This window comes from Burkholderia sp. AU16741 (genome assembly GCF_002223345.1).
Classification (GTDB): domain Bacteria; phylum Pseudomonadota; class Gammaproteobacteria; order Burkholderiales; family Burkholderiaceae; genus Burkholderia; species Burkholderia sola.
Genome location: NZ_NKEZ01000003.1, coordinates 1,657,171 through 1,678,365 on the forward strand (window position 1 = coordinate 1,657,171; position 21,195 = coordinate 1,678,365).

A 21,195-nucleotide genomic window follows, 5' to 3' on the forward strand; every position below is an offset into this window, starting at 1 on the left:
TGAATCGCGCGTGCCGTTTGCCCGGCTGCGCGACGATTCGTCGCACGACGATCGCACCGGGCGCCCGCACGGGCCTCGGACGGAACATCGGGCTCAGCCCTTCGCGCCGGACGCCGCCCCGGCGTTCTTGACGATCGTCAGCGCCGACGAGATCGCGGTGCCGAGATCCGACAGGTTCGACGGCACGATCAGCGTGTTGCCCTGCTTCGCGAGATTCGCGAACGCGCCGACATACTGCTCGGCGACCTTCAGGTTCACTGCATCCATCCCGCCTTGCGACTGGATCGCGCTCGCGATCTTCTGGATCGCCTGCGCGTTCGCCTCGGCCACCGCCAGAATCGCGGCGGCTTCGCCCTGCGCCTGGTTGATCGCGGCCTGCCGCTCGCCTTCGGACTTCTGGATCGCGGCTTCGCGCGCCCCCGACGCGAGGTTGATCTGTTCCTGCTTGCGGCCTTCCGATGCGGCGATCAGCGCGCGCTTTTCGCGCTCGGCGGTGATCTGCGCCTGCATCGCGTGCAGGATCTCCTTCGGCGGCGTCAGGTCCTTGATCTCGTAGCGCAGCACTTTCACGCCCCAGTTCGCCGCCGCCTGATCGAGTGCCGACACGATGTTGTGGTTGATGAAATCGCGTTCCTCGAACGTCTTGTCGAGTTCGAGCTTGCCGACCACCGAGCGCAGCGTGGTTTGCGCAAGCTGCGTGATCGCCAGCACGAAATTGCTCGACCCGTAGGACGCCTTCATCGGATCGGTCACCTGGAAGTACAGCACACCGTCGACCTGCAATTGCGTGTTGTCGCGCGTGATACAGACCTGGCTCGGCACGTCGAGCGGAATTTCCTTCAGCACGTGCCGGTATGCGATGCGATCGACGAACGGCAGCACGATATTGAGACCGGGCGACAGCGTCGCGTGGTAGCGCCCGAAGCGCTCGAGCACCCATGCATGCTGCTGCGGCACGATCTTCACCGTCTTCGACACGATCACGATCGCAATGACGAGCAGGACAACCCAGATGATCAGCGAATCCATGAAATATTCTCTCCTTGTTGTATCAGCGGACGATCAGCCCGCGGGTTTCGCCACGACCACGAGGCAATTGCCGCGCACGGCGCTGACCTGGTACACGTGCGCGTCGTCGCGCTCGCCGTGCGCGAGCTCGACGTCCCAGTCGGCCCCGCGATACTGCACGCGCGCGCGGCCGTCACGCCACGCGTCGACCGTGACGGTCGAGCCGATATCGAGATTGACGTCGGGATTCGTCGACGTGTCGCGCTTCTGCTTGCGGCCGAGCCCCGAACGGCGCAGCACGATCATCGCGACGATCGCGACCGCGGCCGCCGCGCCGAACTGCACGTGCGGCGCGAAACCGGCCAGTTGCAACACCCCGCCCGCGAGAAAGCCGAGCGCGATCATCAGCAGATAGAACGTGCCCGTCAACAACTCCGCGACGACCAGCACGCCCACCCCGACCCACCAGAACAGATGCCCCGACATCATTGTGGTCTCCAGAAAAACGTCCCCGATGCTCACTATATTCGCTGCGTGCGCAACTGTGCGAAGCGGTCGGCACGCTGGAGATCGCCGCGCGTACCGACGAAAAAAAACACCCCGGTGCTTACCGGGGTGTTTATAGCACGAACCTTGCATTTTGCCTTCAACGAAAGCGCGGCGGACCTCGCTTTCGCCGAAGCTGCATGACCGACCGTTACTTGCGGTTGGCGAGCGCCTGCCACGTATCGATGATCGTGTCGGGGTTCAGCGAGATCGACACGATGCCTTCGTCCGTCAGCCATTGCGCGAAGTCCGGGTGATCGGACGGGCCCTGGCCGCAGATACCGACGTACTTGCCCATCTTGCGGCAGGTATCGATCGCACGCTTGAGCAGGAACTTGACGGCCGGGTCGCGCTCGTCGAAGTCGACGGCCAGCAGTTCCATGCCCGAATCGCGGTCGAGGCCGAGCGTGAGCTGCGTGAGGTCGTTCGAGCCGATCGAGAAACCGTCGAAGTGTTCCAGGAACTCTTCGGCGAGGATCGCGTTGGTCGGGACTTCGCACATCATCACGAGGCGCAGGCCGTTTTCGCCGCGCTTCAGGCCGAACTTCTCGAGCAGGCCGACGACGCGCTCCGCCTGCTTCACGGTCCGCACGAACGGCACCATGATCTCGACGTTGGTCAGGCCCATCTCGTCACGCACGCGCTTCAGTGCCCGGCATTCCATCTCGAACGCCTGCGCGAAGTCCTCGGCGATGTAGCGCGATGCGCCACGGAAGCCCAGCATCGGGTTTTCCTCGTCCGGCTCGTAACGCGAACCGCCGATCAGCTTCTTGTACTCGTTCGACTTGAAGTCGGACAGACGCACGATCACGGGCTTCGGATAGAACGCCGCCGCGATCGTCGCGACGCCTTCCGTCAGCTTGTCGACGTAGAACTGACGCGGCGACGCGTGACCGCGCGCGACGCTCTCGACCGCCTTCTTCAGGTCCTGGTCGATGTTCGGGTACTCGAGAATCGCCTTCGGGTGAACGCCGATGTTGTTGTTGATGATGAACTCGAGACGCGCGAGACCCACGCCGCCGTTCGGCAGTTGCGAGAAGTCGAACGCGAGCTGCGGGTTGCCGACGTTCATCATGATCTTGACCGGGATTTCCGGCAGTTCGCCGCGCTGCACTTCCGTGACTTCCGTCTCGAGCAGGCCGTCGTAGATCTTGCCTTCGTCGCCTTCCGCGCACGACACGGTGACGAGCGCGCCGTCCTTCAGCACGTCCGTTGCATCGCCGCAGCCCACGACGGCCGGCACGCCCAGCTCACGCGCGATGATCGCCGCGTGGCAGGTGCGCCCGCCCCGGTTCGTGACGATCGCCGCCGCACGCTTCATCACCGGCTCCCAGTTCGGGTCGGTCATGTCGGCCACCAGCACGTCGCCCGGCTGCACGCGTTCCATTTCCGACGGATCCTGGATCACGCGCACGGGGCCGGCGCCGATCTTCTGGCCGATCGCACGCCCCGTCGCGAGCACCTGCGACTGCCCCTTCAGCTTGAAGCGCTGCTCGGCCTTGCCGCTCGCCTGGCTCTTCACCGTTTCCGGACGCGCCTGCAGGATGAAGATCTTGCCGTCGCGGCCGTCCTTGCCCCACTCGATGTCCATCGGACGCTGGTAGTGCTTCTCGATGATGACCGCGTACTTCGCCAGCTCGATCACGTCTTCATCGGTGATCGAGTAGCGGTTGCGCTGCTCGTGCGGCACGTCGACCGTCTTCACGCGGCCCGGCTCGCCCGGCTGCGTGAATTCCATCTTGATCAGCTTCGAGCCGATCGAGCGGCGGATGATCGGGTACTTGTCCTGCGCGAGCGTCGTCTTGAACACGTAGAACTCGTCCGGGTTCACCGCGCCCTGCACGACGGTTTCGCCCAGGCCGTAGCTCGACGTGATGAACACGGCGTCCTTGAAGCCCGATTCGGTATCGATCGTGAACATCACGCCGGCGGCGCCGACGTCCGAGCGGACCATGCGCTGCACACCGGCCGACAGCGCGACTTCCGCGTGCGTGAAGCCCTTGTGCACGCGGTACGAGATCGCGCGGTCGTTGTACAGCGACGCGAACACGTGCTTCATGCGGTCGAGCACGTCGTCGATGCCGACGACGTTCAGATACGACTCCTGCTGGCCGGCGAACGATGCGTCGGGCAGGTCTTCCGCGGTCGCGGACGAGCGCACGGCGAACGACAGTTCACTCGGCGAGCCGTTCTTCAGCACTTCGAACTGCGCACGGATTTCCTGCTCGAGGCGCGGCTGCAGCGGTGCGTCGACGATCCACTTGCGGATTTCGGCACCGGCTTCGGCGAGCGCCTTCACGTCGTCGATGTCGAGGGACTCGAGACGCTTGGCGATGCGATCGGTGAGGTCGTTGTGCTTGAGGAAATCGCGGAATGCGAGCGCGGTCGTGGCGAAACCGGTGGGCACGCGAACGCCTGCTTCGGAAAGCTGGCTGATCATCTCGCCGAGCGACGCATTCTTGCCGCCCACGATCTCCACATCGGTCATCCGCAACTGCTCGAACGGAATTACATACGCCTGGTCCTTTGCGACGTTTGCTGCGTTAGTCATACAAGCCCCTAAGTGTGAAAAAAATGCTCGATCGCGCAAGTGGGCTTGGACGCGGGCGCTTGCAAAAAGGCGCGGCGCGTCTTGCGCAACCTGTTAGATAAACATTCGCAGCGGCGAAAATCTTCCGACCCGATTTACAAAAATCCCGGCAGAAGGGCGATATTTGCAGACAAATCGCCAGACTTGCCGGGAATTCTGGAATCGCGCGGCCCAGCCGGCGGGCGCCGTTCGCGCCCTGCCCCCGCAATTGCTTATCCAACAGGTTGCCGCTATTCTACCGTGCCGGCTGCCGGATGTGGCGCGACCTTGTCACTGGGTCTGGAGGCTCGCCTCCAGCCGCCCGCGCAACTGCCCTTCACGCTCGATGTCCAGATTCATGCTGCCTACCGTATTCATCGTCTCCGACGGCACCGGGATCACTGCCGAAACCTTCGCGCATTCGATCCTCTCCCAGTTCGACCAGAAATTCCGCCTCGTGCGCGTGCCGTTCGTCGACTCGCTCGACAAGGCCTATGCGACCGTCGAGAAGATCAACGAAGCCGCCGTGCACGACGGCCGCCGTGCGATCGTGTTCACGACGCTCGTCGACAGCGAGTCGAACGACATCGTCAAGCGCTCGAACGCGCTCGTGCTCGACATGTTCCAGCGCTTCGTCGAACCGCTCGAGCAGGAACTGGAGCTCAAATCGAGCCATGCGATGGGCCGCGGCCATCAGAATGCGGACACCGAGGAATACAAGACGCGGATCGAGGCGATCAACTTCTCGCTCGCGCACGACGACGGCCAGTCGAACCGCAACCTGTCGGAGGCCGACGTGATCCTCGTCGGCGTGTCGCGCAGCGGCAAGACGCCGACGAGCCTGTACCTCGCGATGCAGTACGGCGTGAAGGCGGCCAACTATCCGCTGATTCCGGAAGACTTCGAACGCGGCAAGCTGCCGTCGGCGCTGTCGCCGTACAGCGACAAGCTGTTTGGGCTCTCGATCGACCCGCAGCGCCTGTCGGAGATCCGCAACGAGCGCCGGCCGGGCAGCAAGTACGCGGCGCCGGAGAACTGCCGCTACGAGATCAACGAGGCCGAGGCGATGATGCGCCGCGAAGGGATCAAGTGGCTGTCGTCGACGCACAAGTCGATCGAGGAAATCGCGACGACGATCCTGCAGGAAATCCGCCTCGACCGGCAGTCGTACTGAGCGTCGGCGCGCCAGCGCGACCGTCTGGCCGCCGCCCCAAGCAAAAAAGGCCGCGTCGAACGCGGCCTTTTCTCGTTTTTGCGGCGCATGCGCGCGTGCGGCGTCACGCCGGCCGCTGCTGACGCACCTGTTCGAACAGGCACACCGCGGCGGCGGCCGCCACGTTCAGCGACTCCATCCCGCCCGGCTGCGGAATCGTCACCCGATGCGTGGCCGCATCGCGCCAGAATGCCGACACGCCGGCGCCTTCGTTGCCGAACACCCACGCGACGGGCTGCGACAGGTCGCAGTCGTAGAGCGCCTGCGCGCCGTGCGAGTCGGTCAGCGCGACCGGTACGTCGAGGCGTTCGGCCAGCGCCGCCGCTTCGACGTCCTCATGGATCGACAACAGGAAATGCGCGCCCATGCCCGAACGCAGCACCTTCGACGACCACGCGTAGGCCGTCCCCGGCGCGCAGAATACGTGACGCACGCCGGCCGCCGCCGCGCTGCGCAGGATCGAGCCGACGTTGCCGGCATCCTGCACGCCGTCGAGCACGACCGACGTATGCGTCACGCGCTCCGGCAGCGGTTGCGCCGGCCGGTCGACCAGCAGCAGGAAGCCGACGCCGCTGACGACGTTCGACAACTGCCCGAACAACGCGTCCGGCAGCGTGACGATCCGCTGTGCGTCGATCCGCGCGACGATCGCCTGCGCTTCCGCGTGGCCGAGCGCGCCTTCGGTCGTCACGCACAGCTCGGGCGTCGCGCCCGTCTCGAGGTACGCGCTCGCGAGATGGAAACCTTCGAGCAGCGCCTGGCCGCTGCGGCGCTGATGGGGCGTCGAACCCGCGAGCGCCTTCAGGCGCTTGTACAGCGGGTTGTCGCGGGAAGTGATGCTTTTCATCGAATCAGGTCAAGCGCCGCACGAACCGGCGCGAACGAGCGCCGGTGCGCTTCGCACGGGCCGTGTTCGCGCAATGCGGCAAGGTGTTTCGCGGTGCCGTAGCCCGCATGTACGTTGAAACCGTACACCGGGAAGCGTTCGTGCAGGTCGACCAGCATCCGGTCGCGCGTGACCTTCGCGAGGATCGACGCGGCGGAAATGCTCGGCACGAGCGCGTCGCCGCTGACGATCGCCTCGGCGCGCACGCTCAGCGTCGGGCAGCGGTTGCCGTCGATCTGCGCGAGCGTCGGCAGCACCGACAGGCCTTCGACGGCCCGCTTCATCGCGAGCATCGTCGCGTGCAGGATGTTCAGCGTATCGATCTCGTCGACGCTCGCCGACGCGACGCAATACGCGTGCGAACGCGCGACGATCAGCTCGTACAGCATGTCGCGCTTCTTCGCGGACAGCACTTTCGAATCGTCGAGCCCGTCGATCGGCTGCGCCGGATCGAGGATCACCGCCGCGGCCACGACCGGCCCCGCAAGCGGGCCACGGCCGGCCTCGTCGACGCCGCAGACGATCTCGTCCGGGCGGCTGAAGTCGAAACCGCCCTGCACGTCGCCCGGCGCGCGGCGGCGCGGTGCACGAACTGCGGTCATGCGCGCCCCTTGCGTTGTTCGAGCACGCGCACGACGGCCTCGGCCGCCTTCGCGGCCGTGTTCTGCCGCAGCGAGAGATGCATTTCGGTAAACACTTCGGTCAGCGTGCGGCGGTTCGCGTCGTCGCGCAGCTGCGTGAGCGTCGCATCGGCGAGCGCCTCGGGCGTCGCGAAATGCTGCAGCAGCTCGGGCACGACGAAGCGCCCCGCCAGGATGTTCGGCAGGCCGACGTACGGCAGGTAGCCCTGCCGGCGCATGATCTGCCCGGTCAGCCAGGGCACCTTGTACGAGATCACCATCGGCTTCTTCAGCAGCGCGGCTTCCAGCGTGACGGTGCCGCTCTTCACGAGGATCGCGTCGGCGGCCGTCATCGCGACCTGCGAACGGCCGTCGGTGATCGTCAACGCGAGTTGCGGATGGGCATCGACGAGCGGCTGCAGCAGTTCGCGCAGCGCGGGCGTCGCGGCCGGCATCACGAACCGCACGCCGGGTTCGCGTTGCTGCATCAGCGCCATCGCCGCGAAGAACGTCGGGCCGATCAGCGCGATCTCCGAGCGCCGGCTGCCCGGCAGCACCGCGATCACGGGGCCGTCGGCCGGCAGGCCCAGTGCGATGCGCGCGCCATGCGTGTCGGGTTCGAGCGGAATGTCGTCGGCCAGCGGATGACCGACGTACGTCGATGCGACGCCGGCCTTGTCGAGGATCGCCGGCTCGAACGGGAACAGGCACAGCATGTGATCGACGGATTTCGCGATCTTCTTGATCCGGCCGCCGCGCCATGCCCAGATCGACGGGCACACGAAGTGGATCGACGGGATGCCCGCGTCGCGCGCCGCCTGTTCGACGCTGAAGTTGAAATCGGGCGCGTCGACGCCGATGAACGCGTCCGGCCGCTCGGCGAGCAGCTGGCGCTTCAGTTCGCCGCGAATCCGCAGGATCTCGGGAATCTGGCCCAGCGCCTCGACATAGCCGCGCACGGTCAGCTTGTCCATCTGCCAGTGCGAGTCGAAGCCCTGCGCGATCATGCGCGGCCCGCCGATCCCGTAATACTGGGCCGCTTCGGGCAGCCGCTCGCGCAGCCCGCCGAGCAGCGACGCCGCGAGCAGGTCGCCCGACGGCTCGCCGGCCACCATCGCGAGCCGGAGCTGATGGGTGGTGAGCGGCATCGCTTAGCGGATGATGCCGCGTTGCGACGCGTCGATGAACTCGACGAGCGCCTTCACCGGTGCGTCGCCGTCGCCGCCCGCTTCCGCGAGCTCGCGCAACTGCACCTTCGCTTCCTCCAGCGACAGGCCGTTCTTGTACAGCAGGCGGTACGCGCTGCGCAGCGCGGAGATCGCGTCGGGCGAGAAGCCGCGCCGGCGCAGCCCTTCGACGTTGATCCCGTGCGGCTCGGCCTTGTTGCCGGCAGCGATCACGAACGGCGGGATGTCCTGCACGAGCGCCGACGCGCCGCCCAGCATCGAATGCGCGCCGATGCGCACGAACTGGTGCACGCCCGACATGCCGCCGACGATCGCGAAATCGCCGATCTCGACGTGGCCGGCCATCTGCGCGTTGCTCGACAGGATCACGTTGTTGCCGACGCGGCAGTCGTGGCCGATGTGCACGTAGGCCATGATCCAGTTGTCGTCGCCGAGCGTCGTCACGCCGACGTCCTGCACGGTGCCCGTGTGGATCGTCGTGAATTCGCGGATCGTGTTGCGGTTGCCGATCACGAGCTTCGTCGGCTCGTCCTTGTACTTCATGTCCTGCGGACGGCCGCCGACCGATGCGTAATGGCCGATGCGATTGTCCTCGCCGAGCGTCGTATGGCCTTCGATCACGCTGTGCGAGCCGATCGTCGTGCGCGCGCCGATCGTGACGTGCGGACCGACGATCGCGTACGGGCCGATCTCGACCGATTCGTCGATCTGCGCGCCCGGCTCGACGATCGCGGTAGGATGAATCCTGGTCATGCGCCGTTGCCTCTCGATATGATGTGTCGCGTTGTTCGCGTGATGTTACCCATGCGTGCCGCGTCGCTCAGGGCGCCGCGTCGGCCGTCTTGACCGTGCACATCAGCTCGGCTTCCGCCGCCACCTTGCCGTCCACTTCCGCCACCGCCTTGAACTTCCAGATGCCGCGGATGTAGCGCTCGAACGTCACGTTCAGGATCAGCTGGTCGCCCGGTTCGACCACACGCTTGAAGCGCGCGCCGTCGATCCCGACGAAGTAATACAGCGTGTTCTCCGGATCCTTCGGCTGCTCTTCCGCGAACGTCAGCAGCGCGGCAGCCTGCGCGAGCGCCTCGAGAATCAGCACGCCCGGCATCACCGGCCGCTTCGGGAAGTGCCCCTGGAAAAACGGCTCGTTGATCGACACGTTCTTCAGCGCTTTGATCCCTTTGTGCGGTTCGAGTTCGAGCACGCGGTCGACGAGCAGAATCGGGTAGCGATGCGGCAGCAGCGTGAGGATCTTGTGGATGTCGAGATTGATTTTTTCAGTGCTCATGATGGTTCGTCTCACGCAGAGGCTGCGCGGTGGTGATGCAAAGGCTGAAGCGGGCCGCCGCGCGGCCCAGTCTGGCAAACCGGGCCGGTTGCGCTGGCCGTGCCCGGTTCGTGGTCTCGCATGATGGGCTCAGGCGCCCGCGCCGCCCTGGGCGGCGAGCGCGGCTTCGAGCGCCTTGATGCGCTCGCGCAGCTTGTCGAGATTGCGCACGAGCGCGGCGCTCTTGTTCCATTCGCCGTGGTCGACGGCCGGGAACGCGCTGGTATAGATGCCGGCCTTCGGCAGCGACTTCGATACGCCCGACTTCGCGGTGATGATCACATAGTCGCCGAGCGTCACGTGGCCGGCGATCCCCGCCGCGCCGCCGATCATGCAATGGCGGCCGATCGTCGTGCTGCCCGCGATGCCGGCGCTGCCGGCGATCACCGTGTACGCGCCGATCCGGCAGTTGTGACCGATCTGCACCTGGTTGTCGATCTTCACGCACTCCTCGATGACGGTATCCGCCATCGCGCCGCGGTCGATCGTCGTGTTCGCGCCGATTTCGACGTCCGGGCCGATCGTCACGCCACCGACCTGCGGGATCTTGACCCAGCTGCCGGTGCGCGCGTCGCCGTCGCCGACGAAATCCGGTGCGAAGCCGAAGCCGTCGGAGCCGATCACGGCGCCCGAATGGACGATCGCGCGCGGGCCGATCTTGCAGCCGTGGTACACCGATGCGTTCGGATAGAAATGCGAGCCGGCGCCGATCGTCGTGCCGCGGCCGACGAATACGTTCGCGTCGAGCTGCACGCCGTCTTCGATCACCGCGCCGGCCTCGATCGTCACGTGCGGGCCGATCACCGCGGTCGCGGCGACCTGCGCGGCCGGATCGATCGTCGCGCTCGGATGCACGCCGGCCGCGCGCGGCGGCGTGGCGAGATCGATGAACATCTGCGCGACGCGCGCGAAGTACGCGTACGGATTCGGCGTCACGATGAAATTGCGACCTTTCGCGGCCGCGCCCAGCTTTTCCAGATCCTTCGGCGCGATCAGCACCGCGCCGGCGCGGGTCGTCTCGACCTGCGACAGGTACTTCGGGTTCGCGAGAAACGCGAGTTGCTGAGGGCCTGCCTGGTCGAGCGGCGCGAGGCCGCCGACCGTGCACTGTGCATCGCCGGCGATCTCGCCGCCGAACCGCGTTACGAGTGCCTCAAGCGTCAATGCCATTCGTCGTCTGCTCCGTTCAGTTCGTCGAGCCGGACGCGAGCGCCTTGAGCACCTTGTCGGTGATGTCGATGCGCGGGCTGACGTACACGGCTTCCTGCACGATCAGGTCGTAATTCTGCTGCTCGGCGATCTGCTTGATGACCTTGTTCGCCTTTTCCAGCACGGCTGCCAGCTCTTCGTTGCGACGCTGGTTCAGGTCTTCGCGGAACTCGCGCTGCTTGCGCTGGAAGTCGGTGTCGAGCTGCGCGAGATCGCGCTGCTTCTGCGCGCGATCGGCCGCCGACAGCGACGTGCCGTTCTTGTCCAGCGAATCGGACATCGACTTCAGGCGCGCCGCCAGGTCCTGCAGATCCTTGTCACGCTTCGCGAACTCGGCTTCGAGCTTCGTCTGCGCCGCCTTCGCGGGTGCCGACTCGCGCAGGATCCGATCCGAATTGACCGCCGCGATGCGGGCGACGTCCTGTGCGTGCACCGTTGCCGCGCCCAAGGCCAGCGCAACGGTCAGCGCGCACATCACTCGTTTCGAAAACTTACCGGTTAGCAAAATTACCCTCTCGTTGCTGTTGTCATGCGTTCGGTCAGAACGCCGTCCCGATCTGGAACTGGAATTTCTGGTACTGGTCGCCTTCGTGCTTCTGCAGCGGGAAGCCGAGGCTCAGCTTCAGCGGGCCGATCGGCGAGATCCACGCGAGACCCACACCGTAGCCGTAGCGCAGGCCGTTCGCGCCCGTACTCGTGCCGCCCGGCGCGTTGCCCCACACGTTACCGCCGTCGAGGAACGTGAACACGCGCAGCGTGCGGTCGTAGCCGGTGCCCGGCAGCGGGAACGTCAGCTCGATGTTGCCGACCAGCATCTTCGAACCGCCGATCGGGTCGTTCGTCTTCGTGTCGCGCGGGCCCAGCGAGCTCGGCTCGTAGCCCCGCACCGAGCCGATACCGCCCGCGTAGTAGTTCTTGAAGATCGGGTACGGGTTGCCGATACCGTTACCGTAGCCGCCTTGCAGGTTCAGGCCCAGGATGAAGCCGCGCGAGAACGAATAGTAGTACTGCGCCTGCAGGTCGGCCTTGTAGTACTGGATCTTGCCGACCGGCACGCCGTACTCCATGTTCGCCTGCGTGAAGTAGCCGCGGCTCGGAATCAGCGCGCTGTCACGCGCGTCGCGCGACCATGCGACCGTCAGCGGCACCGTGTTCGACACGCGGCCGAACTCATTCACGTAATCCTGGTAGCTCTGCGGCGTGTTCGAATCGACGTCGAGGCGGTTCTGCTCGAAGCCCGCGCCGAAGTAGACGGTGTCGACTTCCGAGAACGGAATGCCGAACTTCAGGTTGCCGCCCGCGCTGATGATCCGGAAGCTCGAGCTCGTCGAATAGTAGAGCGGCTGGTACGTGCGGTAGAACACGTCCGTGATCCGCTTGATGCCGTCGACCGTGAAGTACGGGTCGACCTGCGTGACGGTCAGCGTGCGGTAGCTCTTCGCGGTGTTGACGTTCACCGACAGGCTCGTGCCCGAACCGAACACGTTGTCCTGCGACACGCCGGCCGACAGCACGACCTTGTCCGTCGACGAGAAGCCTGCGCCCAGCGTGATCGCGCCGGTCGGCTTTTCGTCGACCTTCACGTTCACGTCGACCTGGTCGTTCGTGCCTTCCACCGGCACCGTCGTCACGTCGACGTTGGTGAAGTAGCCGAGGCGGTTCACGCGGTCCTTCGACAGCGCGAGGCGGTTCGAGTCGAACCACGAGCTTTCGAGCTGGCGCATTTCGCGGCGCACCACTTCGTCGCGCGTGCGCGTGTTGCCGACCACGTTGATGCGGCGCACGTACACGCGGCGGCTCGGATCGACGACGAGGTTCAGGTTAACCTTGTGGTTCGCCTGGTCGATGTCCGGCTGCGCGTTGACGGTCGCGAATGCGTAGCCGTATTCGCCGAGCTTGTCGACGATCGACTTGGTGGTCTGCTGCAGCTTTTCCGCCGAGAAGCGGTCGCCCGGCTTGATCTTGATCAGCTTGTTGAGCTCGGCCTCGCGATCGAGCAGGTTGCCCGACAGCTTGATGCCCGACACCGTGTACGGTTCGCCTTCGTGCAGCGTGACCGTCAGGTACATGTCCTTCTTGTCCGGCGAGATCGACACCTGGGTCGACTCGATATTGAACTCGAGGTAGCCGCGGTTCAGGTAGTACGAGCGCACGGCCTCGAGGTCGCCCGTGAGCTTTTCCTTCGAGTACAGGTCGTTCTTCGTGTACCAGGAGAACCAGTTCGGCGTCGACAGCTGCATCTCGTCGCGCAGCGTGCTGGTGCTGAACGCCTTGTTGCCGATGAAGTTGATCTGGCGGATCTTCGCGCTCGGGCCTTCGGCCACCGCGAACAGGATCGACACGCGGTTCGCGTCGACCGGCGTGATCGTCGTCTTGACCTCGGCCGCATAGAAGCCGCGCGTCAGGTACTGGCGCTTGAGCTCCTGCTCCGCCTTGTCGACGAGCGCCTTGTCGTAGTAGCGGCCATCGGCCAAGCCGACCGCGCGCAGCGCCTTCGTCAGGTTGTCCTTGTCGAATTCCTTCGTGCCGGTGAAGTCGATCGACGCGATGGCCGGACGCTCCTGCACCTGCACGATGACGACGTTGCCCTGCGTGGCGATGCGCACGTCGTTGAAAAAGCCCGTCGCGTACAACGCGCGGATTGCTTCGGATGCCTTGTCGTCCGTGAAGGTATCGCCCTGCTTGATCGGCAGATAGGCGAACACCGAACCCGCTTCGACGCGCTGCAGCCCCTCGATCTTGATGTCTTGCACCACGAACGGTGCCGCTGCATGCGCCGCGAGGCCGTGCGCGGCGAGCGCGGCCGCTGCAACTGTCTTAGGTACAAAGCGATGAGGTTTGAACAACATGCATCCCCAATATTTAGCTGCATCAAATCAGGCGGCTGACCAGCGGCCGCCGCCTGACGCTTCAGAAATGGATTAACCGAGCCAGATCGTTGAACAGCGCGATCGCCGACAACGCGACGATGCAGATCAACCCGGCTCTTTGCAGAATCAGCTGCCAGCGCTCCGAGACGGCTTTCCCGGTCGCGGCTTCAACCGCATAATATAACAGATGCCCCCCGTCCAAAACGGGAATCGGCAACAAGTTCAGGACGCCAAGGCTAATGCTGACAAGGGCGAGGAACGACAGGAACGCCGACGGACCGAGCCGCGCGCTCTTGCCTGCGTAGTCGGCGATCGTCACCGGGCCGGACAGGTTCTTCAGCGACGCGTTGCCCGTGATCATCCGCCCGAACATCTTCAGCGAATACACGGAAATGTCCCACGTGCGGTGCGCGCCGAGCCGCAGGCTCTCGATCGGCCCGTAGCGCACGTCCACCGACGGCGCGTGCATCGACAGCGCCGCGCCGATCCGGCCGACCTGCTGCCCCGATTCGTCGTCGCGCTGCCTCTGCGGCACGATCGGCACCGTCTGCGCGGCGCCGCTGCGCTCGATCCGCAACTCGAGCGGCTGGCCCGCATGGTGCTTCACCGCGTCGATGAAGCGCGACGCGCCGCCGATCGGCTTGCCGTCGAGCGCGACCAGCTTGTCGCCGACCTTCAGGCCGGCCTGCTCCGCCGCGCTGCCCGGCTGCACCGACGCGACCGACAACGTGCCGCCGCCGGCCTCGAAGCCCAGATGGGCCATGAAGTCGTCGTCGAGCTGGCTGTCGGGGACGTTGCGGAGATCGACGCGGAAATCGAACGTCGCATTGCCGTCGCGCGCGCCGAGCACGACCTCGCGATGGTCGAACGCGGCCGCCAGCAGCTTCCAGCGCAGGTCCGACCACGACCGCACCGGCTCGGACTCGCCGCCCTGCGCGTTTCGGATCGACACCACCGTCTCGCTGCCGTCGAAACCCGCCCGGGCCGCCGCCGTGCCGGCGGCCGGCGACGCGACGATCGCGGCCGGCTCGGTCACGCCAGTGGCGAATACGAAGGAAAACAGTGCGATTGCCAGCAGGAAGTTCGCAATCGGGCCGGCCGCGACGATCGCGATGCGCTTGTAGACCGACTGGCGGTTGAATGCCTGGCCGAGCTCGTCGGCCGGAATGCCGCCGGGGCCTGGATCGCGCTCGTCGAGCATCTTCACGTAGCCGCCGAGCGGTAGCGCGGACAGCGTCCACTCGGTGCCCGTCTTGCGGCTGACCCAGCGTGCGACGGGCTGGCCGAAGCCGATCGAGAAACGCAGCACCTTCACGCCGCACCAGCGCGCGACGCGATAGTGTCCGTACTCATGCACGACGACCAGTACCCCGATCGCCACCGCAAACGCGACCAGTTCGACCAGCACGTTCATGAGCACCCCATTCAGACCGTACGCTCCACGCGGGGCGCAGGCGCTTTCGCAATGATCGCGGCGGCGAGGCGGCGAGCCTCGGCATCGGCCGCGAGGACGTCGTCGAGCCCGTCGGGCGCGCGGTTCGGCAGCGCGTCGAGCACCGCGTCGACCGTCGCCGCGATCGCCATGAAGCCGATCCGGCGCTCGAGAAAGGCTTCGACCGCCACTTCGTTCGCCGCGTTCAATGCGGCGCTCGCGATACCGCCTTCCTCGAGCGCCTTCAGCGCGAGCGCGAGGCACGGGAAGCGCGCGTAATCGGGTTTCTCGAACGACAGCTGGGCGATCTGCGCGAGATCGAGCGGGTCGACGCCGGCGTCGACGCGCTCGGGGAACGCGAGTGCGTGTGCGATCGGCGTGCGCATGTCGGGGTTGCCGAGCTGCGCGAGCACCGAGCCGTCACGGTACGACACGAGCGAATGAATCACGCTCTGCGGATGGATCAGCACGTCGATCCGGTCGCCCGGCAGCCCGAAGATCCAGTGCGCCTCGATCACTTCGAGGCCCTTGTTCATCATCGTCGCGGAATCGACCGAGATCTTGCGGCCCATCACCCAGTTCGGATGCTTGCACGCCTCGTCCGGCGTCACGTCGACGAGCGTGGCAGGTTCACGCGTGCGGAACGGGCCGCCCGACGCGGTCAGGATGATCTTCGAGATCCCGCCGTGCTCGGCCGCGTCGCGCGGCATGCACTGGAAGATCGCGTTGTGTTCGCTGTCGACCGGCAGCAGGATCGCGCCATGGTCGCGCACGGCGTCCATGAAGATCGCGCCCGACATCACGAGCGCTTCCTTGTTCGCGAGCAGGATCCGCTTGCCGGCGCGTGCGGCCGCCAGGCTCGGCGCAAGGCCGGCCGCGCCGACGATCGCCGCGACCACCGTGTCGCAGCCATCGCTCTTCGACACGTCGACGAGCGCCTGCGGCCCGTGCAGCACGACCGTCTTGCTGCCCGCCGCGCGCAGTTTCGCGTCGACCTGCGCGGCCGTCGCGGCATCGCCGACCACCGCCACTTCGGGCGCGAAGCGCAGACACTGCTCGACGAGCTTGTCGCCGTTGCGGTGCGCGGTGAGCGCGTAGACGGAGAAGCGCTCGGGATGGCGCGCGACCACGTCGAGCGTGCTGTCTCCGATCGAGCCCGTGGAACCGAGCAATGTCAGACGTTTTTGCATAACAGAAATAATGGTTTAACCAAGCAGCAGCATCGCGAGCGGCAGCACCGGCAGCAGCGCGTCGACACGATCGAGCACGCCGCCGTGGCCCGGCAGCAATCCGCTCGAATCCTTCACGCCCGCCTGCCGCTTCAGCAGCGACTCGAACAGGTCGCCGATCACGCTGTACGCGACCAGCAGCGTCAGCGCGGCCCACGCGCCGGGCATCCCGTAGCGCGCGCTGAATGCAGAAAACAGGGTCGGTTCGAATACGTGCACGGCCATCGCGACACCGCCGACGACCATCACCGCGAACCAGCCGCCGATCGCGCCTTCCCAGCTCTTGCCGGGGCTGATCGTGATGGCCAGTTTACGCTTTCCGAAGGCCTTGCCCGCGAAGTATGCGCCGATATCGGCCAGCCAGACGACCAGAAGCAGCGACAGCACGAACGGCACGCCCTGCGCGCGGGCGGCGACGAGCGCGTGCCAGCAGGCGGCGAACACGACGAGGCCGGCGGCCAGCAGGAACGGCCGCCAGACGCCGCCCGCCAGCGTGGGCTTGCGCCGCAGCGCGAATGGGCCGACCAGCAGCCAGAACACGCCGGCCGCCATGAAAAGGGGACGGGACGAAGCCGCATCGACGCCGAGCGGCGCGGTGGCCGCGAGCGCGAGCGCCGCGACGCCCGCATAGACGATCGGAGCGGCGCCGCCGAGCTTCAGCAGGCGCGCCCACTCCCACGCGGCGAACACGAGCACGACGCCGATCAGCGCGCCGAATCCGGCGAGCGGCGCGAACAGCGTCACCGGCAGCAGCACCGCCAGCATCACGATCGCCGTGATCACACGGGTTTTCAGCATGAAAGGGAGTCGGCGTTCTGCGATTGCGGTTCGAGCTGCGCACTCGTGCGCCCGAAACGGCGCTCGCGCTCGGTATACGACGCCAGCGCGTCGGCCAGTGCCGCGCCGTCGAAATCCGGCCAGTACTTGTCGGTGAAATAGAATTCGGCGTACGCGAGCTGCCACAGCAGGAAGTTGCTGACGCGCTGCTCGCCGCCGGTGCGGATGAAGAGATCGGGCTCCGGCGCGTAGGCCATCGCCAGGTGCGGCGCGAAGGCGTCCTCGGTCACTTCGACCTCGCGACCTTCGCGCACCGCCTGCTCGATGAGTTTCTTCGTCGCCTGCAGGATGTCCCACCGGCCGCCGTAGTTGGCCGCGATGGTGAGCGTCAGACGGGTATTGCGCGCCGTCTTGGTTTCGGCGCGGCGAATCAGCTCGCGAATGCGCGGCTCGAAACGGTCGAGATCGCCGACGACGCGCAGGCGGATCCCGTTCGCATGCAGTTTGCCCACTTCGCGCTCGAGCGCGGTGATGAACAGCCGCATCAGGAACGACACTTCGTCGTTCGGCCGGCGCCAGTTTTCCGAACTGAACGCGAACAGCGTCAGGTATTCGACGCCGGCGCGCGCACAGCCTTCGACCACCGCCCGCACGGCATCGACGCCGCGGGTGTGCCCCGCGACGCGCGGCAATCGGCGTTCGGTCGCCCAACGGCCGTTGCCGTCCATGATGATCGCGATGTGACGCGGCACGACGCCGACGTCAGGCACGCGAACGGTAGAGCTGGTATAGGTCATGGCCGTTGAGACAGTTGCGGGAAGAAGGCGGCGCGCGAGGACGGTCGTCAGACCGTCATGATCTCGGCTTCCTTGGTCTGCACGAGCTTGTCGATTTCGGCAACGTGCTTGTCGGTCAGCTTCTGCACGTCGTCGCTCGCGCGGCGCTCGTCGTCTTCCGAGATTTCCTTGTCCTTCACGAGCTTCTTGAGCGCTTCGTTCGCGTCGCGGCGCAGGTTGCGAATCGCGACCTTGGCCGTTTCGCCTTCGCTCTTCACGACCTTGGTCAGCTCGCGGCGGCGCTCTTCCGTCAGCGCGGGCATCGGCACGCGGATCAGGTCGCCGGCCGTCGCCGGGTTCAGGCCCAGATCGGCTTCGCGAATGGCCTTCTCGACCTTCGCGACCATGTTCTTTTCCCACGGCTGCACGCCGATCGTGCGCGCGTCGACGAGCGTCAGGTTCGCGACCTGCGAGATCGGCACCATCGAGCCGTAGTAGTCGACCTGCACGTGATCGAGCAGACCGGTGTGTGCACGGCCCGTACGGATCTTGGCCAGATCGTTCTTGAACGCTTCGATCGAGCGCTGCATCTTTTGCTCGACGCCCTTCTTCACATCAGCGACACTCATTTCAACCTCCGAACCTTCAAACCTTCAAAGAACGCGAGCCCCGCCCGGCGCATGTCGCGCGCCGCGGCCGGCAACCCGCGCCGTTCGCCCGCATCCGCGGGAGTTTACACGTGGACGAGCGTACCTTCGTCCTCGCCCAGCACGATGCGCTTGAGCGCGCCCGGCTTGTTGATCGAAAACACGCGAATCGGCAGTTTCTGGTCGCGGCACAGTGCAAACGCCGTTGCGTCCATCACCTGCAGGTTGCGGCTGATCGCCTCGTCGAAGCTGATCGTCGTGTAGCGCGTGGCCGACGGATCCTTCTTCGGATCGGCAGAATATACGCCATCGACCTTGGTCGCCTTCAGCACGACTTCCGCGCCCACTTCCGAGCCGCGCAGCGCGGCGGCCGTATCCGTCGTGAAGAACGGGTTGCCGGTGCCGGCCGCGAAGATCACGACACGGCCTTCCTCGAGCTGACGGATCGCACGGGGCCGGATGTACGGCTCGACGACCTGGTCCATGCGCAGCGCGGACTGCACGCGCGCCTCGATGCCGGCGTGGCGCATCGCGTCCTGCAGCGCCAGCGCGTTCATCATCGTCGCGAGCATCCCCATGTAGTCGGCCGTGGCGCGGTCCATGCCGGCCGCGCCGCCCGCGACGCCGCGGAAAATATTACCGCCACCGATCACGACCGCAAGCTGCGTCCCGAGACGCACGACTTCGGCGATATCGGCCACCATCCGTTCGATCGTCGCGCGATTGATGCCGAAGGCATCGTCGCCCATCAGCGCTTCGCCGGAGAGTTTGAGGAGGACGCGTTTATAGGCATTGGACATAGGGGCTTCCGAGCGACGAGAGGATGACAACCACGAACTGTAGGGGCGAAATACTGATTCGGGCAAGCGCCGACGACCGGACCGGGGTTCCCGGCCGGCCGGCGGCGCCGCCGGCCGCGGCGGAACGGACGCCCGCCGCGGATACTGCCGACTGCTTACTGCTGCTTGGCTGCTGCGACTTGCGCGGCCACTTCGGCGGCGAAGTCGTCCTGGCGCTTCTCGATGCCTTCGCCGACGACGAACAGCGCGAACTTCTGCACTGCCGCATTCGCTGCCTTCAGCATCTGCTCGATCGTCTGCTTGTCGTTCTTCACGAACGTCTGGTTCAGCAGCGACACTTCCTTCAGGTACTTCTGGACGCTGCCGTCGACCATCTTCGCGACGATTTCAGCCGGCTTGCCCGATTCGGCAGCCTTCTGCTCGGCCACGCGGCGTTCCGTCTCGATCAGTTCCGCCGGCACGTCGGCCGACGACAGCGCGACCGGCTTCATCGCGGCGATGTGCATCGCGACGTCCTTGCCGACCTGCTCTTCCGCGCCCGTGTACTCGACGATCACGCCGATACGCGCGCCGTGCAGGTACGTCGCGATCTTGTTCGCGGTTTCGAAACGGACGAAACGGCGGATCGACACGTTCTCGCCGATCTTGCCGATCAGCGCGAGACGCACTGCGTCGACGGTCGAGCCTTCGAGCGGCAGCGCCGACAGCGCGGCCACGTCGGCCGGGTTCTGCGTCGCGACGAGTTCCGCGACCGTCTTCGAGAACGCGAGGAAGTCGTCGTTCTTCGCGACGAAGTCGGTTTCGCAGTTCAGCTCGACCAGCGCGCCTGCGTTGCCGCCGACGAACGATGCGACGACGCCTTCCGCCGTCACGCGCGATGCGGCCTTGCTCGCCTTGTTGCCGAGCTTGACGCGCAGCAGTTCTTCAGCCTTGGCCAGATCGCCGTCGGCTTCCGTCAGCGCCTTCTTGCATTCCATCATCGGTGCGTCGGTCTTCGCGCGCAGTTCTGCCACCATGCTTGCGGTAATTGCCGCCATCATTCGCTCCTTGAGTCTGTATTCACAACGCCGCTCGCTTGGACGCGAACGGCCGAGATTCGTTTCCGGACCCGCGCCGATTCGGCGCGATCAGGTCCGGCGCACAAGCTTAAAAAAAGGGGGCCTGTTGAGAGCCCCCTTTTTGCGCCGGCTCGGGGCCAGTTACGCGTTTTCCTCGACGTATTCGTCGTCGCCGCGTGCGGCCTGGACCACTTCGTTGACCGCGTTCGCACGGCCTTCGAGGATCGCGTCGGCCACGCCTTCGGCGTACAGCGCGACTGCCTTGCTCGAGTCGTCGTTACCCGGGATCACGTAATCCACACCTTCCGGCGAGTGGTTCGTGTCGACCACGGCGATGACCGGCACGCCCAGCTTGTTCGCTTCCGTGACGGCGATCTTGTGGTAGCCGACGTCGATGACGAAAATCGCGTCCGGAATGCCGCCCATGTCCTTCACGCCGCCGATCGACTTCTGCAGCTTGGCGATTTCGCGTTCGAACAGCAGCGCTTCCTTCTTGCTCATCTTCTCGGTTTCACCCGCTTCGACGGCCGCTTCCATGTCCTTCAGGCGCTTGATCGACACCTTCAGCGTCTTGAAGTTGGTCATCATGCCGCCGAGCCAGCGTGCGTTGACGTACGGCATGCCCGCACGTTGCGCTTCCTGGGCGATCGTGTCACGCGACTGGCGCTTCGTGCCGACGAACAGGATCGTGCCGCGGTTCGCTGCCAGCTGGCGCACGTACTTCTGTGCGTCCGTGAACATCGGCAGCGTCTTTTCGAGGTTGATGATGTGAATCTTGTTGCGGTGACCGAAAATGAACGGAGCCATCTTCGGGTTCCAGAAGCGCGTCTGGTGACCGAAGTGGACACCTGCTTCCAGCATTTGGCGCATCGTGACTGCCATGTAAATTCTCCACGAGGGTTGGGTCTTAAGCCGGCTGCCGTACCGCCGCGCGAACCTGCCCCGAAAGGCGGGAATTCCGCACGGACGGCACCCTGGTTGCGCCGGCTTGCGATTCGGCACGTGCAAAACGCCCGTGCCGTAAGCCTTTCACCGCGATGC

20 protein-coding genes are annotated in these 21,195 nt (G+C 65.7%); 1 reads left to right on the plus strand and 19 read right to left on the minus strand.

Translation table 11 applies throughout. From position 1 onward, the window contains the following. Window positions 1–93: 93 nt before the first annotated feature. The 3 genes from CFB89_RS10120 to ppsA all read right to left on the minus strand — a co-directional run bounded on the left by CFB89_RS10120 (window position 94) and on the right by ppsA (window position 4,105). Entirely contained in the window at window positions 94–1,029 is a 936-nt protein-coding gene (locus tag CFB89_RS10120) for an SPFH domain-containing protein (protein ID WP_050012889.1), read from the minus strand. Between the two features lie 33 nt (window positions 1,030–1,062). Then, a complete protein-coding gene (locus CFB89_RS10125) occupies window positions 1,063–1,497 on the minus strand; it encodes an NfeD family protein (protein ID WP_089467719.1) in 435 nt (144 codons plus the stop codon). 208 nt (window positions 1,498–1,705) lie between these two features. Then, the gene (gene ppsA, locus CFB89_RS10130) at window positions 1,706–4,105 is read right to left on the minus strand and encodes a phosphoenolpyruvate synthase (protein ID WP_089467720.1); all 2,400 of its coding nucleotides are present in this window, start codon (window positions 4,103–4,105) and stop codon (window positions 1,706–1,708) included. Window positions 4,106–4,481: 376 nt separating this feature from the next. Between ppsA and CFB89_RS10140 the strand changes: the two genes are divergently transcribed. Then, a complete protein-coding gene (locus CFB89_RS10140) occupies window positions 4,482–5,297 on the plus strand; it encodes a pyruvate, water dikinase regulatory protein (protein ID WP_034207652.1) in 816 nt (271 codons plus the stop codon). Between the two features lie 103 nt (window positions 5,298–5,400). Here the strand turns inward: CFB89_RS10140 and CFB89_RS10145 are convergent, their stop codons facing one another. The 16 genes from CFB89_RS10145 to rpsB form a co-directional block, all read right to left on the minus strand. Then, complete coding sequence (locus CFB89_RS10145; protein WP_089467721.1) at window positions 5,401–6,183, minus strand: RNA methyltransferase; 783 nt, start codon at window positions 6,181–6,183, stop codon at window positions 5,401–5,403. Continuing rightward, the gene (gene rnhB, locus CFB89_RS10150; protein ID WP_089467722.1) at window positions 6,180–6,824 is read right to left on the minus strand and encodes a ribonuclease HII; all 645 of its coding nucleotides are present in this window, start codon (window positions 6,822–6,824) and stop codon (window positions 6,180–6,182) included. The genes CFB89_RS10145 and rnhB overlap by 4 nt, the downstream gene beginning before the upstream one ends. Further along, window positions 6,821–7,990 carry a lipid-A-disaccharide synthase gene (lpxB, locus tag CFB89_RS10155; protein WP_089467723.1) on the minus strand — a complete coding sequence of 390 codons (1,170 nt, stop codon included), beginning with the start codon at window positions 7,988–7,990 and terminating at the stop codon, window positions 6,821–6,823. Before lpxB ends, rnhB begins: the two co-directional genes overlap by 4 nt. Window positions 7,991–7,993: 3 nt before the next feature. Beyond that, window positions 7,994–8,782: an acyl-ACP--UDP-N-acetylglucosamine O-acyltransferase gene (gene lpxA, locus CFB89_RS10160; protein ID WP_089467724.1), complete on the minus strand. Its 789-nt coding sequence runs from the start codon at window positions 8,780–8,782 to the stop codon at window positions 7,994–7,996. Window positions 8,783–8,849: 67 nt separating this feature from the next. After that, window positions 8,850–9,317, minus strand: coding sequence for a 3-hydroxyacyl-ACP dehydratase FabZ (fabZ, locus tag CFB89_RS10165; RefSeq protein ID WP_006495559.1), 468 nt, complete (start codon window positions 9,315–9,317; stop codon window positions 8,850–8,852). A gap of 129 nt (window positions 9,318–9,446) precedes the next feature. Next, complete coding sequence (lpxD, locus tag CFB89_RS10170; protein WP_089467725.1) at window positions 9,447–10,526, minus strand: UDP-3-O-(3-hydroxymyristoyl)glucosamine N-acyltransferase; 1,080 nt, start codon at window positions 10,524–10,526, stop codon at window positions 9,447–9,449. Between the two features lie 16 nt (window positions 10,527–10,542). Beyond that, window positions 10,543–11,040: an OmpH family outer membrane protein gene (locus tag CFB89_RS10175; RefSeq protein ID WP_069256978.1), complete on the minus strand. Its 498-nt coding sequence runs from the start codon at window positions 11,038–11,040 to the stop codon at window positions 10,543–10,545. Between the two features lie 64 nt (window positions 11,041–11,104). Further along, on the minus strand, window positions 11,105–13,414 hold the full coding sequence (gene bamA, locus CFB89_RS10180; protein ID WP_006478499.1) for an outer membrane protein assembly factor BamA: 2,310 nt from the start codon (window positions 13,412–13,414) through the stop codon (window positions 11,105–11,107). A gap of 61 nt (window positions 13,415–13,475) precedes the next feature. Continuing rightward, window positions 13,476–14,849 carry an RIP metalloprotease RseP gene (gene rseP / locus CFB89_RS10185; RefSeq protein WP_089467727.1) on the minus strand — a complete coding sequence of 458 codons (1,374 nt, stop codon included), beginning with the start codon at window positions 14,847–14,849 and terminating at the stop codon, window positions 13,476–13,478. Window positions 14,850–14,860: 11 nt separating this feature from the next. After that, window positions 14,861–16,057: a 1-deoxy-D-xylulose-5-phosphate reductoisomerase gene (locus tag CFB89_RS10190; protein ID WP_089467728.1), complete on the minus strand. Its 1,197-nt coding sequence runs from the start codon at window positions 16,055–16,057 to the stop codon at window positions 14,861–14,863. A 15-nt stretch (window positions 16,058–16,072) separates the two neighbouring features. Then, a complete protein-coding gene (locus CFB89_RS10195) occupies window positions 16,073–16,894 on the minus strand; it encodes a phosphatidate cytidylyltransferase (protein WP_089467729.1) in 822 nt (273 codons plus the stop codon). Further along, window positions 16,888–17,670 carry a polyprenyl diphosphate synthase gene (gene uppS, locus CFB89_RS10200; RefSeq protein ID WP_089467730.1) on the minus strand — a complete coding sequence of 261 codons (783 nt, stop codon included), beginning with the start codon at window positions 17,668–17,670 and terminating at the stop codon, window positions 16,888–16,890. The genes CFB89_RS10195 and uppS overlap by 7 nt, the downstream gene beginning before the upstream one ends. 47 nt (window positions 17,671–17,717) lie before the next feature. Then, window positions 17,718–18,278 (minus strand): ribosome recycling factor, encoded by a 561-nt coding sequence (frr, locus tag CFB89_RS10205; protein WP_089467731.1) that lies wholly within the window; start codon window positions 18,276–18,278, stop codon window positions 17,718–17,720. Between the two features lie 104 nt (window positions 18,279–18,382). Further along, window positions 18,383–19,096, minus strand: coding sequence for a UMP kinase (pyrH, locus tag CFB89_RS10210; RefSeq protein WP_006402648.1), 714 nt, complete (start codon window positions 19,094–19,096; stop codon window positions 18,383–18,385). Window positions 19,097–19,251: 155 nt separating this feature from the next. Beyond that, window positions 19,252–20,133: a translation elongation factor Ts gene (tsf, locus tag CFB89_RS10215; protein WP_021159104.1), complete on the minus strand. Its 882-nt coding sequence runs from the start codon at window positions 20,131–20,133 to the stop codon at window positions 19,252–19,254. 162 nt (window positions 20,134–20,295) lie between these two features. Beyond that, the gene (gene rpsB, locus CFB89_RS10220) at window positions 20,296–21,036 is read right to left on the minus strand and encodes a 30S ribosomal protein S2 (protein ID WP_069617666.1); all 741 of its coding nucleotides are present in this window, start codon (window positions 21,034–21,036) and stop codon (window positions 20,296–20,298) included. Window positions 21,037–21,195 lie beyond the last annotated feature (159 nt).

Excerpts from the sequence above, each read along its gene's own strand:
- CFB89_RS10195 (WP_089467729.1), bottom strand. The coding sequence starts at position 16,894 with ATGCTGAAAACCCGTGTGATCACGGCGATCGTGATGCTGGCGGTGCTG.
- bamA (WP_006478499.1), bottom strand. The coding sequence starts at position 13,414 with ATGTTGTTCAAACCTCATCGCTTTGTACCTAAGACAGTTGCAGCGGCC.
- fabZ (WP_006495559.1), bottom strand. The coding sequence starts at position 9,317 with ATGAGCACTGAAAAAATCAATCTCGACATCCACAAGATCCTCACGCTG.
- lpxA (WP_089467724.1), bottom strand. The coding sequence starts at position 8,782 with ATGACCAGGATTCATCCTACCGCGATCGTCGAGCCGGGCGCGCAGATC.
- CFB89_RS10175 (WP_069256978.1), bottom strand. The coding sequence starts at position 11,040 with ATGTGCGCGCTGACCGTTGCGCTGGCCTTGGGCGCGGCAACGGTGCAC.
- rnhB (WP_089467722.1), bottom strand. The coding sequence starts at position 6,824 with ATGACCGCAGTTCGTGCACCGCGCCGCCGCGCGCCGGGCGACGTGCAG.
- rpsB (WP_069617666.1), bottom strand. The coding sequence starts at position 21,036 with ATGGCAGTCACGATGCGCCAAATGCTGGAAGCAGGTGTCCACTTCGGT.
- CFB89_RS10125 (WP_089467719.1), bottom strand. The coding sequence starts at position 1,497 with ATGATGTCGGGGCATCTGTTCTGGTGGGTCGGGGTGGGCGTGCTGGTC.
- uppS (WP_089467730.1), bottom strand. The coding sequence starts at position 17,670 with ATGACCTATACCAGCTCTACCGTTCGCGTGCCTGACGTCGGCGTCGTG.
- pyrH (WP_006402648.1), bottom strand. The coding sequence starts at position 19,096 with ATGTCCAATGCCTATAAACGCGTCCTCCTCAAACTCTCCGGCGAAGCG.
- lpxB (WP_089467723.1), bottom strand. The coding sequence starts at position 7,990 with ATGCCGCTCACCACCCATCAGCTCCGGCTCGCGATGGTGGCCGGCGAG.
- ppsA (WP_089467720.1), bottom strand. The coding sequence starts at position 4,105 with ATGACTAACGCAGCAAACGTCGCAAAGGACCAGGCGTATGTAATTCCG.
- CFB89_RS10120 (WP_050012889.1), bottom strand. The coding sequence starts at position 1,029 with ATGGATTCGCTGATCATCTGGGTTGTCCTGCTCGTCATTGCGATCGTG.
- CFB89_RS10190 (WP_089467728.1), bottom strand. The coding sequence starts at position 16,057 with ATGCAAAAACGTCTGACATTGCTCGGTTCCACGGGCTCGATCGGAGAC.
- CFB89_RS10140 (WP_034207652.1), top strand. The coding sequence starts at position 4,482 with ATGCTGCCTACCGTATTCATCGTCTCCGACGGCACCGGGATCACTGCC.
- CFB89_RS10145 (WP_089467721.1), bottom strand. The coding sequence starts at position 6,183 with ATGAAAAGCATCACTTCCCGCGACAACCCGCTGTACAAGCGCCTGAAG.
- lpxD (WP_089467725.1), bottom strand. The coding sequence starts at position 10,526 with ATGGCATTGACGCTTGAGGCACTCGTAACGCGGTTCGGCGGCGAGATC.
- rseP (WP_089467727.1), bottom strand. The coding sequence starts at position 14,849 with ATGAACGTGCTGGTCGAACTGGTCGCGTTTGCGGTGGCGATCGGGGTA.
- frr (WP_089467731.1), bottom strand. The coding sequence starts at position 18,278 with ATGAGTGTCGCTGATGTGAAGAAGGGCGTCGAGCAAAAGATGCAGCGC.
- tsf (WP_021159104.1), bottom strand. The coding sequence starts at position 20,133 with ATGGCGGCAATTACCGCAAGCATGGTGGCAGAACTGCGCGCGAAGACC.